This window comes from Pseudomonas sp. 8Z, assembly GCF_902506535.1.
Lineage (GTDB): Bacteria > Pseudomonadota > Gammaproteobacteria > Pseudomonadales > Pseudomonadaceae > Aquipseudomonas.
This window is the reverse complement of record NZ_LR733824.1, coordinates 909,461-922,526: the sequence shown is the minus strand read 5'-3', so window position 1 is coordinate 922,526 and position 13,066 is coordinate 909,461. Positions and strand designations below refer to the sequence as shown.

The window sequence follows — 13,066 nt, the reverse complement described above, 5'->3', positions numbered from 1 at the left end:
CCGTGTCCGACTGGCCGCTGCTCAACGCCCTGCTCAACACCGCCAGCGGCGCCACCTGGGTGTCGCTGCACCATGGTGGCGGCGTGGGCATGGGCTTCTCCCAACACTCAGGCATGGTCATCGTCTGCGATGGCACCGACGAAGCCGCCGCGCGTATCGCTCGCGTGCTGACCAACGACCCCGGCACCGGGGTGATGCGTCACGCCGATGCCGGTTACCAGATCGCCATTGATTGCGCCAAGGAGCAGGGTTTGAACCTGCCGATGATCACTGGTTGAGGGGGTATTCGACGGGCATCAGCCCGTTCATAGGCTCAAGGATGAAGGCCAGATAAAGAGCTGTGCTTATTTTTGAACTGCCGATTCTTCATGACCGTCATTGGGAGTACCAAACAATGCAGATCAACAAAACGTTACTCGCCACACTGATCTCCATAGGCTTACTCGGCGCCGTTGGCAGCAGCCAGGCTGCGGGCTGGTGCGGCTCCGGCAAGGTGGTGAAATTCGCCGGCCTGAACTGGGAGAGCGGCATGCTGCTGACCGACGTTATGCAGTTCGTCCTGAAAAACGGCTATGGCTGTGAAACCGATAGCCTGCCGGGCAATTCGATCACCATGGAGCAAGCGCTGGCGAACAATGACATTCAGGTGTTCGCCGAAGAGTGGGTCGGCCGCAGTGATGCCTGGAACAAGGCCGAGGCTGCCAATAAGGTGGTTGGTGTCGGCGCGCCTATTGTCGGTGCTACCGAGGGTTGGTATGTCCCACGCTTTGTCATCGAAGGCGACAGCAGCCGGGGTATTGAGGCAAAAGCGCCGAAGCTCAAGACGGTGAAGGATCTGGCGCAGTACGCCGAGGTTTTTCGCGATCAGGAGGAGCCTGACAAAGGGCGCTTCTACAACTGCCCGGCAGGCTGGACCTGTGAGCTGGAAAACAGCGACATGCTGAAAAAGTATGGCCTGGCAGATCGATACACCAACTTCCGCCCCGGCACGGGGCCTGCGTTGGATGCTGCCGTACTGTCCAGCTACAAGCGTAAGGAGCCGATTCTGTTCTATTACTGGTCGCCTACACCGCTGATGGGGCAGGTCGATCTGGTCAAACTCGATGAGCCTGGTGTGAACAAGGACGTCAGCATCAAGGTTGGTCTATCCAAGGCATTCCATGATGAGGCACCGGAGCTGGTGGCCGTGCTGCAAAAGGTCAACCTGCCCATCGAATTGCTCAATCAGAGCCTAGCCAAAATGGCCAACGAGAAGATGTCTTCCGAGCAACTGGCGCACGCCTTCCTCAAGGAGCATCCCGAGGTTTGGCACACCTGGGTAAGCGACGACGCGGCGAAGAAAATCGACTCCGCGCTCTGAGCATGAACCACCGAGGGGGCCATGCTCCCTCGTCTGAGCAGCACTTTTAGCGAGAGCGAACCATGTTCCCCGAGCGCTTTACATTCTCCATCGCTGACTGGGTCAATGGCTGGGTCGATGCCCTGGTGACCAACTATGGCGACGTGTTTCGGCAGATATCCGATACCTTGCTATGGGCCATCGTGAATCTGGAAAGTCTGCTTCGCGCTACGCCCTGGTGGTTGATGCTGGCAGTTGTCGGCGCCATCGCTTGGCACGCGACGCGACGAATCCTTCCGGTGCTGAGTATTGTCGGCTTGCTGTTTTTGGTGGGCGCAGTCGGTCTGTGGGACAAGCTGATGCAGACGTTGGCGCTGATGATGGTGGCCACGTTTATCTCGGTGCTGATCGGGATTCCGCTGGGGGTTCTATCTGCGCGCAGTGACCGCCTGAGAACCGTGTTGATGCCCATGCTGGACATCATGCAGACCATGCCCAGCTTTGTGTATTTGATCCCGGTGCTGATGCTCTTTGGTCTGGGCAAGGTGCCGGCGATCCTGGCGACGGTGATTTACGCCGCGCCGCCGCTGATTCGTCTGACCGATCTCGGCATCCGCCAGGTCGATCGCGAGGTGATGGAGGCGGTGAGTGCATTTGGTGCCAACCGCTGGCAGCAATTGTTCGGTGTGCAACTGCCGTTGGCCCTGCCCAGCATCATGGCCGGGATCAACCAGACCACCATGATGGCGCTGTCGATGGTCGTGATTGCCTCGATGATCGGCGCGCGCGGCCTGGGTGAGAACGTACTGATCGGCATTCAAACGCTCAACGTCGGCAAAGGCCTGGAGGCCGGGCTGGCCATCGTCATTCTGGCGGTGGTGATTGATCGCATCACTCAGGCCTATGGCCGCTCGCGTCATCATGAGACCAGCCAATGAGCAAGATCGAAGTCAAAAACGTCTACAAGATCTTCGGCGCTAAGGCAGATGCCGCCGTGAAGATGATTGAGCAAGGCAAGAGCAAGGCCGAGGTGTTGCAGGACAGCGGCTGTGTGGTCGGCGTCAACAACCTTTCGCTGTCGATCGAAAGCGGCGAGATTTTCGTCATCATGGGCTTGTCCGGCTCCGGCAAATCCACGCTGGTGCGCCATTTCAACCGGCTGATCGATCCCACCAGCGGGCAGATTCTGGTCGATGGCGAAGATATCCTGACCTATGACGACGCGGCGCTGGAGCAATTTCGGCGACGCAAGATCAGCATGGTGTTCCAGAGCTTCGGTCTTCTGCCGCACAAGAGCGTGCTGGAGAACGTCGCCTACGGCTTGAAGATCCGTGGCGAAGCCAAGTCCCTGTGCCTGGAGCGGGCGCAGCACTGGATTACCACCGTTGGTCTCAAAGGGTACGAGAAGTCCTATCCGCATCAGTTGTCTGGCGGTATGCGCCAACGGGTTGGTTTGGCCCGAGCGCTGGCCGCCGACACCGACATCATTCTCATGGACGAAGCTTTCAGCGCCCTGGATCCGCTGATTCGTGCCGACATGCAGGATCAGTTGCTGGAGCTGCAGAAATCGCTGCACAAGACCATTGTGTTCATCACTCATGATCTGGATGAAGCGGTGCGTATCGGCAACCGCATCGCCATTTTGAAAGATGGCCAACTGATCCAGGTGGGTGACCCCGGCGAGATTCTCCACAAGCCCGCCGATGAATACGTGAACCGCTTCGTCCAGCGTCGTGCCACCGCGCTGTAGTGCCCCGTTAGAGGATTTTGCATGTCGTGCGCCGCTACCGTCTCGCTTGGCAATGGCCCGTTAACCTGGCAGGAGGTGGTTGCCGTTGCCCGTCATGACGCCCGCCTGGAACTGACCCCGAAAGCCTGGGCGCGCATCGATAATGCCCGGCAGATCGTCGAGCGCATCGTCGCGCGCGGCGAGCGCGCCTACGGCATCAGCACGGGGCTGGGCGCCCTGTGCAATGTCGTGCTGCAAGGTGAAGAGCTGGCCCAGTTGTCGAGAAACACCCTGCTCAGCCATGCCTGCGGCGTGGGTGAGCCGCTCAAGGATGAACAAACCCGAGCCATCATCTGCGCGGCGATCAGCAATTACAGCCATGGCAAGTCCGGCATCGACCGGCATGTCGTGGCGGCGCTGCTGGATCTGCTCAACAGCGGTATTACGCCGCGCGTGCCGTCGCAGGGATCGGTCGGTTACCTGACCCATATGGCGCATGTCGGTATCGCTCTGTTGGGCATCGGTGAAGTGAGCTACCAGGGGCAGATCGTGCCGGCGGCCAGCGCCCTGGCAGCAGAGGGGCTCGCACCCGTGGTGCTGGGCGCCAAGGATGGCCTGTGTCTGGTCAACGGTACGCCATGCATGACCGGGTTGAGCTGCCTGGCGCTCGACGATGCCACGCGGCTGATGCAATGGGCGGACGTCATCGCCGCCATGAGTTTCGAGGCGCTGCGCGGGCAGATCGACGCCTTCGACCCGGAAATCATCGCGCTCAAGCCACATCCAGGCATGCAGCAGGTTGCCGCCAACCTGCGTGCCCTGCTCGCGGGCAGCGAGGTGATCGCCGCAAGCAAGGGTATTCGCACCCAGGATGCATTGAGCATCCGCTCCATCCCGCAAATCCATGGCGCCTGCCGCGATCAGTTGGGCCATGCCATCAGGCAGATCGAGACCGAACTCAACTCGGTGACCGACAACCCGCTGGTGCTGGGCACGCCCGAGGCCTATCGCGTGGTATCGCAAGCCAACCCGCATGGTGAGTCCGTGGCGTTGGCGGCGGATGTGCTGGCCATCGCCATGGCCGAGCTGGGCGCCGTGGCCGAGCGCAGGCTGGATCGACTGATCAACCCGCTGGTCAGCGGCCTGCCGGCCTTTCTGGTCAGCCAGCCTGGGGTCAACTCCGGCATGATGATCGTGCAATACGTCGCCGCTGCCCTGGCTGGGGAGAACCGCCAGTTGGCGCAGCCGGCTGTCATCGACAATTTCGTCACCTCCGCGCTGCAGGAGGATCACCTCAGCCTGGGCACCAGCGCGGCGCTCAAACTGGGCAAGGTTATCCACAACTGTACGCAGATACTGGCCATCGAATATTTGCTGGCGGCTCAGGCGTTCGAGTTTCTCCAGTCGCAGCGCTTCGGTATTGGCACCGACTGCGCTTGGCGCCTGCTGCGCGAACGGATACCGGCATATGACCAGGATCGCTGGCTGGCGCCGGACATTGCCCAGGCCGCTGACCTGCTAAGGCAGGCGCAGAGTCTGGAGACGATCAGCGCATGCCTGCAGAGAACGCTATGAAACACGTTTGGCAGCACTGCCATACGGCGACCTATCCGATCATCACCGAAGGCTCGCGCATCGCCTGCACCACCTTTGCCATGACGCCCGAAGAGGCGCTGGCTGGCATCACCTTCAACGCGGCGCGAGCGCTGGACCAGGGCCACGGCAGCCTGGAACAGGGCAAGAGTGCCGACGTTATCGCCTGGGACATCCAGCGTCCTGCCGAACTGGCCTGCTGGCTGGGCGGCGACCTGCCCAAATGCGTCATTCGCCATGCCCAAGAGAACACAGCACATGGATAACGTACTTACCTTCAAACGCGGCCGGATTCCGCTACTGATCAGCATGCCGCACCCCGGCACCGAGTTGACCGGCGCCGTTGCCCAAGGGCTGGTGGCCGGGGCCGAAGAGCTGAGCGACACCGACTGGCACATCCCACGGCTTTACGCCTTCGCCGAAGCGCTGGGGGCCAGCACGTTGGCGGCGAGCTACTCGCGTTATGTCATCGACCTTAACCGACCAGCCGATGACACGCCGCTGTACAACACAGCCACCACCGGGCTGTACCCGGACACCCTGTTCGATGGCCGACCCTTGTACAAAGCGGGCATGACCCCCTCGGCGCAAGAGCGGGCGCGCTACCTCGAGCAGATCTGGATGCCCTATCACCAGACCCTGGCCAGCGAACTGCAGCGGCTGAAAGCCGAGTTCGGCTACGCCTTGCTGTGGGATGCCCATTCCATTTGCTCGGCGGTGCCACGGCTGTTCGACGGCAAGCTGCCGGACTTCAATCTGGGCACCTTCAACGGCGCCAGTTGCGACCCGAGCCTCGCCACAGAACTGACGCGCACCTGCGCTCAGCATCCGGCCTACAGCCATGTGCTCAATGGCCGCTTCAAGGGCGGCTATATCACCCGGCATTACGGCGCGCCGGAGCAGGCGATTCACGCGGTGCAGCTAGAGCTGGCACAAAGCACCTACATGGATGAGGTGGCGCCGTTCACCTACCGTGAGCCGCTCGCCCAGAACACCCAGCGCGTGCTGCAGGCCTTGCTCGAAACCCTGCTGCAATGGGGCGAAAAGCGCTATGGGTGATCCGAGCTGATCGGCGCTTGCAGGCGTTCATCTTGTAGACTGCCCAGGCCGCACGTTGCCACTGTCGGCCGAAACAGGAGAAAGGATGAAACGCGAGGACGTGAAACACCGAACAGCCCAAGGCGTGCTGTTTGACACCCAGATCATGGTCAACCCGGCCAATACCGCCGAATGGATCGTCATGTTCAAGAAAGGCGCCGGGCGCAGCTTCTTCTTGGTCGATGACGCTGACCAGGTGGAGGCCTTCTCCAGCCTGGATGATTTACTGCCCGAGCTGCGGGCCCTGGGTATCAAACGTATCGAAGTGCAACTCTGAGCGAGAGTTGCTAACAGTTGGCGTGGATCAACTTGTGGATATCCTTGTGATACACCGCTAAAGCCCTGATGAACAGGGCTTTTCAGCGATTTGTACAGAAATTGACCCTCATTAAAAGGCTATCCACAAAGCCACTGGATAATATGCATTGATTCCTGTTGATAAGTTGATCAAGGCCATGTGAACCGTGGCTTTGAGCGATCTGTACAGTTTTTCAGCACAATTCCGTGGCTTATCCACAGCCCGGACGGTAGAGGTGGCGATGTGCGGCGTCATACAGCGCCGATTCGGCGAAAGCGCCCGGATTGAGCACATGGCCGACCAGAATCAGCGCCGTGCGGCGAAAATCCTTGGTCGCGACCTTGGCCTCGATATCGGCGAGTGTGCCCAACACCCAATCCTGATCCGGCCAGCTCGCTCTGTGGATAACCGCGATAGGGCAGTCGGCGCCGTAATGCGGCAGCAACTCACAGATTATTGCGGGTAAATGGCGCACGCCAAGATGAATGGCCAGGGTTGCGCGGTGCCTGGCCAGATCGTGCAGTTGCTCGCCCTCGGGCATCGGCGAGGTGGTGCCGTAGCGGGTAAGGATCACTGTCTGGGCGATGCCCGGTAGGGTCAGCTCGCTTTCCAGCAGCGCCGCACAGGCGGCGGTGGCGGTGACGCCGGGGATGATCTCGAAGGGGATGCCGAGGGTGCGCAGTTCGCGGATCTGCTCGCCAATGGCGCCATACAGCGAGGGGTCGCCGGAATGCACGCGGGCCACATCCTGGCCGCGCTCATGCGCCTGGCGTAGCAGCTCGATGATCTCGTCCAGATGCAATTCGGCGGTGTTGACCACCTGCTCGGCGCAATGGCCTTGCAGCACTGCCTCTGGCACCAGCGAACCGGCGTAGAGAATGACCGGACAGTTGTGGATAAGCCGCTGGCCCTTGACGGTGATCAGCTCGGGATCGCCAGGGCCGGCGCCGATGAAGTAGACGGTCATGCTAAGGGTTCTCTCGAAAATGTGGCCAGTGCACAGGTGGCGCTGGCGCTGCGGTGTTTCTCTCCGAGCGCCCTGGGGCGTGCCCCCAGGCTGGCCGCCAGTGCCAGGGCGCAAGGCTCGGCCACGGCGGGGCTGCCGGTGGCGACTTGGCTGAGCGTGCTGCCGCCTGATATCGCCGGGTGGCGGCTCAGTTGTTCGGGGGTAAAGAAAACCAGTTCCAGGCCCAGGTGCTCGGCCAATTGTCGCAGCCCAGGCTCGTCGCGCTTGTGGGCGATGCTGGCCAGGCCGATCAGGTTGTCCACTGTCAGCGCATGCTGCGTCAGGCTGTGGATAAGCAGGCGGAGCAGCTCATCCATCGGGCAATTACGGCGGCAGCCCAGCCCGGCAACGACCTGTGGCGGCGAAGCAGATGAGGCTGTGGCAGTGGCTGGCGACATGAGCGGTATTCGGGTGGCGTGGGCGCGTAGCTCATCATGGCCCCTGCCAGTGGTCAACCGCGATTGACCGGCTGCTGCGCTCTGCGTAGCCTTCTCGCTTTCGAGGTTCTTCCCGGCGCGCTGCCGGGAAGCTAAGAGGGAACAGGGTGATGCCCTGGCTGTCCCCGCAACTGTGAATGGCCTTAAACCCTTCGAGACACCACTGCCTTTGGCGGGAAGGTGAAGGATGCACGAGCGTGCAGGCCGTGAGCCAGGAGACCTGCCTCGATCAACAGCCATTTTGCTCGGACGGGGTGTTCCGAGGCGGCCAGCACGTTACGCGTGCCTGTCTGCCCGTACCCGTCCGCCGAATTTACCGACGCCACGGGATCATTATGAAAACCCTCGCCAAACTGCCTGTCACCATCGTCACCGGATTCCTCGGGGCCGGTAAAACCACCCTGCTGCGTCACCTGCTGGCCAATGCTGAAGGCCGCCGTATCGCGGTGATCGTCAACGAATTTGGCGAGCTGGGCATCGACGGCGACATCCTCAAGCAGTGCTCCATCGGCTGCAGCGAAGAAGAAGCCAATGGCCGCGTCTTCGAGTTGGCCAACGGCTGCCTGTGCTGCACCGTGCAGGAAGAGTTCTTTCCGGTGATGCGCGAGCTGGTGGCGCGCCGTGGCGACCTCGACCATATCCTTATCGAAACCAGTGGTCTGGCCCTGCCCAAGCCGCTGGTGCAGGCCTTCAACTGGCCGGAAATCCGCAACGCCTGCACCGTCGATGCGGTAATCACCGTGGTCGATAGCCCGGCCGTGCTCGCTGGTACCTTTGCCGCCTTCCCCGATCAGGTCGACGAGCAACGCAAGCTCGACCCCAACCTCGACCACGAATCGCCCCTGCATGAGTTGTTCGCCGACCAGTTGGCCAGTGCCGATCTGGTGATCCTCAACAAGGCCGACCTGCTCGACCCCCAAGCGCTGGCTGCGGTGCGTGCGGAAGTCGCTGAAGAGCTGCCGCCCGCAGTGAAAGTTATCGAGGCACATGGCGGCGAACTGCCGTTGGACGTGCTGCTGGGCTTGAACAGCGAAACCGAGCTGCATATCGACAGCCGCCGTACTCATCACGACGATGAAGACGAAGACCACGATCACGAGGAATTCGACTCGTTCCACGTGGAACTACCGGAAACAGAGGAGGCGCGCCTGCTCGCTGCATTGAAGGATGCAGTGGCCAAGTACGGCATCCTGCGCGTGAAGGGCTTCGCGGCGATCCCTGGCAAACCCATGCGCCTGCTGGTGCAGGGCGTCGGCCAGCGCTTTGACCGTCACTTCGACCGCGCCTGGCAAGCCGACGAGCCGCGCATCAGCCGCCTGGTGGTGATCGGCCAGCAGCTCGACCGAGCGGCCATCGAGGCTGAACTCAAAATGGCGTTGGCCTGAGAGAGGGGGGGAGGGGGCTTTAGCCGCGCCGGCTTTGCTGATCGTCGCGGCTAAAGCCCCTCCCACCGAGCGGATATGCACTTACTTCGCACCCAGCCCGGCGCTCAACTGCCGGCCGACAGCATCGCCGACCTCGGCCAGACGCCCGCCGAGCTGGTAATCCTGTGCACCGGTGATTCGCACCTGTCGCTGCTCGCCGAAGCGGCCCGGCAACTGCCGACCGACTACCCCAGCCTGCGTCTGGCCAGCCCGGCGCAGTTGAGCAACAACGCTTCGGTGGACTTCTACGTCGAGCGGGTGCTGCAGCACGCCAAGGTCATCCTGATCTCGGTGCATGGCGGGGTGAGTTATTGGCGCTACGGCATCGAACGTCTGATGGAACTGGCTGCGCTCGGCACGCAGGTGATCATGGTGCCCGGCGACGATCAGCCGGATCCGTCCCTGATGGCCATGGGCAACGCCAGTGAGGACGACAGCCGCCGTCTCTGGCAGTACCTGCGCCAGGGCGGGCTGGACAATGCCGGGCAACTGTTCCGTTTTATCGGCAGCCGCTGGCTCGGGCGTAGTGAGAGCTGGGTCGAGCCGCAGCCGCTGCCGCGCGTCGTCCTCTATCATCCGCAGCGCAGCCCGGCGCAGTGGGCTGATTGGCAGGCGTCGGGGGCCTCTGAAAACGTCGAAGAGGCAGTCTTCAGGGGGGCCCCGCAATGGGGGCCCGGAGCGCCCGTGGTGGCGCTGCTGTTCTACCGCAACCACGTGCAGGCGGCGAACACCGCCTTTGTCGACACCTTTTGCCAGCATCTTGCCGCTCAAGGTCTTAACCCGCTGCCGATTGCCGTGGCCAGCCTCAAGGAGGCGGCCTGCCTCGATCAGGTGCAGGACTGGCTGGACGAGACTGGCGCCGCGCTGATCATCAACACCACCGGTTTTGCCCTGTCCAACCCCGAAGCGCCGCAGAGTCGACCATTTCGCCGCGACATTCCGGTGTTGCAGGCCATCTGCTCGCTGGATAACCAGGCGCAGTGGCAGGGGAGCGCGCAGGGCCTGGGCTCGCGTGATCTGGCCATGCATGTGGTGCTGCCGGAGCTGGACGGCCGCCTGATCGGCCCGGCGATCAGCTTCAAGGGCCTGGCTTGGCGCAGCGAGCGCAGCCAGAGCGACGTGGTGTGCTACCAGGCGCATGAACCGGGCATGGCCTATGTCGCGGAACTTGCGCGTAACTGGTGTCAGTTGGCGATTAAAAGCAACGATCAGAAGCGAATCGGTCTGATCCTGGCCAATTATCCGACCCGCGATGGCCGTATCGGCAATGGTGTGGGGTTGGATACGCCGGCCGCTGCGCTGAACATCCTGCGCGCTCTACAGGCGCAGGGCTACCCGGTGGATAACCTGCCGGACAGCGGCACCGCGCTTATCCACAGCCTGCTCGGTGGTGTCACCAACGACCTCGACAGCCTCGACGCGCGGCCCTGCGCGCAGAGCCTGGCGCTGGACGACTATCTGGCGTTTTTCCACAGCCTGCCAGCGGCCAACCAGCAGGCGGTGCGCGAGCGCTGGGGCGAGCCGCAGAACGACCCGATGTTTCGCAGCGGGCGGATGATGGTGGCTGGTCTGCGCTACGGTCTGACCTTTATCGGCATCCAGCCGGCGCGCGGTTATCAGCTCGACGCGGCGGCGGTGTACCACGACCCCGATCTGGTGCCACCGCACGGCTATATCGCCTTCTACGCCTGGCTGCGCAAGGCCTTCGCCGCTGATGCGCTGATCCACGTCGGCAAGCACGGCAATCTGGAGTGGCTGCCGGGCAAGAGTGTCGGGCTGTCGCCGAGCTGCTGGCCGCAGGCGCTGATCGGCCCGCTGCCCAACGTCTACCCGTTTATCGTCAACGATCCGGGCGAGGGCGCGCAGGCCAAACGCCGTACCCAGGCGGTGATCATCGACCACCTGATGCCGCCTTTGACCCGCGCCGAAAGCTACGGCCCGTTGCGCGATCTGGAGCGCCTGGCCGACGAGTATTACGACGCCAGCCAGCTCGACCAGCGCCGCGCTGTCGAGCTGCGCGGCGAGATTCTGGTCAAGGTGCGCGAGGCCAGCCTCGACCGCGAGCTGGGCCTACAGCTCAATGACGACGCCGACAGTTGGCTGCCGCAGCTCGACGCCTACCTGTGCGACCTCAAGGAATCGCAGATTCGCGATGGCCTGCATGTGTTCGGCGAATCGCCCTGTGGACAACTACGCCGCGACACCCTGCTGGCGCTGCTGCGCATCCCCCGTGGCGACGGCCAGGGCGCCAACGCCAGCCTGCTGCGTGCGCTGGCACTGGATCTGCAACTGGGCCTCGATCCGCTCGACTGTGACATGGGCCAGCCGTGGGACGGCCCACGTCCGCAGCAGTTGCTGGCTGTGGATAACAGCCTGTGGCGCACCGTCGGCGATACCCGCGAACGCCTGGAGCTGCTGGCGCTGACGCTGATCGAACAGCGTCTGAGCGGTGATGCCTGTGCACAATTTGGTGAGGCGGTACGGCTGATTCTCGACAGCCTGGCCGGACATATCGCGCCTTTGTTGGATGCCTGCGGTGAGTCTGAGATGGGTGGCCTGCTCGCCGCGCTGGCTGGGCGTTTCGTCCCCGCCGGGCCGAGCGGTGCGCCGAGTCGCGGGCGGTTGGACGTGCTGCCCACCGGGCGCAACTTCTTTACCGTCGACGTGCGCCACCTGCCCACGCCGACCGCCTGGCGCCTCGGCGTGCAGGCGGCTGATCGCCTGCTGGAGCGTCATCTGCAGGACGAGGGCGATCACCTGCGTCAGCTCGGCCTGTCGGTCTGGGGTACGGCGACCATGCGTACAGGCGGCGACGATATCGCTCAGGCCCTGGCGCTGCTCGGCGTGCGCCCGGTGTGGCAGCCGGGCAGCCAGCGCGTCGAGCGCTTCGAGGTGTTGCCGCTGGAACAGCTCGGTCGGCCACGGGTGGATGTCACCCTGCGTGTGTCAGGCTTTTTCCGCGATGCCTTCAGCAATCTGATTCGCCTGTTCGACGAGGCCGTGCAGGCGGTGATCGAGCTGGACGAACCGGAAGACATGAACCCGCTGTCCGCGCGGGTCTGGCGCGAGTCGCTGGTGCTCAAGGACGGTGGCCTGGACGAAGCCGAAGCGCGGCGGCAGGCCGGCTGGCGGGTGTTCGGCGCCAAGCCGGGCGCCTATGGCGCCGGGGTGCAGAACGCCATCGAAGAGCGCCTGTGGCAGAGCCGCGCGGATCTGGCCGAGGTGTATCTGAACTGGGGCGGCTACGCCTACGGCAGCGGCGCCGAGGGCGCGCCTGCGCGGCAGCGCTTCGTCGAACGCCTGGAGCAGATGCAGGCGGTGCTGCACAACCAGGACAATCGCGAGCACGACATCCTCGATTCCAACGACTACTACCAGTTCCAGGGTGGCATGCTGGCGGCGGTGGAAACCCTGCGCGGGCTCAAGGTGGCCAGCTACTTCGGCGACAACAGCCAGCCAGATACGCCGCGCATCCGCAGCCTCAAGGAAGAACTGAACCGCGTGGTGCGCGCCCGCGCCGCCAACCCCAAGTGGATCGAGGGCATGAAGCGCCACGGCTACAAGGGCGCCTTCGAACTGGCCGCGACCATCGACTACCTGTTCGCCTTCGACGCCACCAGCGAGCTGGTCGATGACCACCAGTACGCACTGCTCACCGATGCCTATTTGCTGGACAAGAACACCCGCGACTTTATCCAACAGCACAACCCCGGCGCCCTTAACGACATCCTCGAACGCCTGCTCGAAGCCCAGCAACGCGGCCTGTGGCAGAATCCCGGCGATTACCGCGAAGTGCTGGAAAACCTGCTGCTCGATAGCGAGGAGTCATGACGCGACTCGCACCCTACGCTTCGGCTCTGAACCCCGTAGGGTGGGTTAGCCGCCCGGCTCGGCGTTGGAGTTATCCGCCGACGCAATGGCGGCGTAACCTACCAGCGCAGCTACCAGCGGACACCCATGGTGGGTTACGCGGTGCGGCACGTTGCGTGCGGGCGGTTGGCGTGGTGCTCTGCACCGCTAACCCACCCTACGCCTCGGCTCTGTACTTCGTAGGGTGGGTTAGCCGCCCGGCTCGGCGTTGGAGTTATCCACCGACGCAATGGCGGCGTAACCCACCAGCGCAGCTATCGGCGGACACCCAT

At 63.1% G+C, this 13,066-nt stretch carries 10 protein-coding genes, 2 pseudogenes and 1 riboswitch; of the genes and pseudogenes, 10 read left to right on the top strand and 2 right to left on the bottom strand.

Annotated features, from left to right (window positions below):
- From AERO9A_RS04245 to AERO9A_RS04210, 8 genes and pseudogenes are all read left to right on the top strand, one after another.
- A pseudogene (locus AERO9A_RS04245) lies at positions 1-278 on the top strand (urocanate hydratase); the annotation flags it as partial.
- A 116-nt stretch (positions 279-394) separates the two neighbouring features.
- Positions 395-1,360 (top strand): ABC transporter substrate-binding protein, encoded by a 966-nt coding sequence (locus tag AERO9A_RS04240; protein ID WP_159970653.1) that lies wholly within the window; start codon positions 395-397, stop codon positions 1,358-1,360.
- 62 nt (positions 1,361-1,422) lie between these two features.
- Entirely contained in the window at positions 1,423-2,277 is an 855-nt protein-coding gene (locus tag AERO9A_RS04235; RefSeq protein WP_159970652.1) for a proline/glycine betaine ABC transporter permease, read from the top strand.
- Entirely contained in the window at positions 2,274-3,089 is an 816-nt protein-coding gene (locus tag AERO9A_RS04230; RefSeq protein WP_159970651.1) for a glycine betaine/L-proline ABC transporter ATP-binding protein, read from the top strand. Before AERO9A_RS04235 ends, AERO9A_RS04230 begins: the two co-directional genes overlap by 4 nt.
- 21 nt (positions 3,090-3,110) lie before the next feature.
- Positions 3,111-4,643: a histidine ammonia-lyase gene (gene hutH, locus AERO9A_RS04225; RefSeq protein ID WP_159970650.1), complete on the top strand. Its 1,533-nt coding sequence runs from the start codon at positions 3,111-3,113 to the stop codon at positions 4,641-4,643.
- 59 nt (positions 4,644-4,702) lie between these two features.
- A pseudogene (locus AERO9A_RS04220) lies at positions 4,703-4,927 on the top strand (amidohydrolase family protein); the annotation flags it as partial.
- The gene (hutG, locus tag AERO9A_RS04215) at positions 4,920-5,720 is read left to right on the top strand and encodes an N-formylglutamate deformylase (protein WP_159970648.1); all 801 of its coding nucleotides are present in this window, start codon (positions 4,920-4,922) and stop codon (positions 5,718-5,720) included. The pseudogene AERO9A_RS04220 and the gene hutG, both read left to right, overlap by 8 nt.
- Positions 5,721-5,805: 85 nt before the next feature.
- Entirely contained in the window at positions 5,806-6,036 is a 231-nt protein-coding gene (locus tag AERO9A_RS04210) for a hypothetical protein (RefSeq protein WP_159970647.1), read from the top strand.
- 232 nt (positions 6,037-6,268) lie between these two features.
- On the opposite strand, the gene cobM is transcribed toward AERO9A_RS04210, so the two are convergent.
- Positions 6,269-7,024, bottom strand: coding sequence for a precorrin-4 C(11)-methyltransferase (gene cobM / locus AERO9A_RS04205; protein ID WP_159970646.1), 756 nt, complete (start codon positions 7,022-7,024; stop codon positions 6,269-6,271).
- Positions 7,021-7,461, bottom strand: coding sequence for a cobalamin biosynthesis protein (locus tag AERO9A_RS04200; protein ID WP_159970645.1), 441 nt, complete (start codon positions 7,459-7,461; stop codon positions 7,021-7,023). Before AERO9A_RS04200 ends, cobM begins: the two co-directional genes overlap by 4 nt.
- Positions 7,462-7,547: 86 nt before the next feature.
- Positions 7,548-7,743: riboswitch (cobalamin riboswitch) on the top strand.
- 92 nt (positions 7,744-7,835) lie between these two features.
- Between AERO9A_RS04200 and cobW the strand changes: the two genes are divergently transcribed.
- Together cobW and cobN are read left to right on the top strand one after the other, a co-directional pair.
- Complete coding sequence (gene cobW, locus AERO9A_RS04195; RefSeq protein ID WP_159970644.1) at positions 7,836-8,885, top strand: cobalamin biosynthesis protein CobW; 1,050 nt, start codon at positions 7,836-7,838, stop codon at positions 8,883-8,885.
- A 75-nt stretch (positions 8,886-8,960) separates the two neighbouring features.
- Complete coding sequence (gene cobN, locus AERO9A_RS04190; RefSeq protein ID WP_159970643.1) at positions 8,961-12,755, top strand: cobaltochelatase subunit CobN; 3,795 nt, start codon at positions 8,961-8,963, stop codon at positions 12,753-12,755.
- Positions 12,756-13,066: the final 311 nt, after the last annotated feature.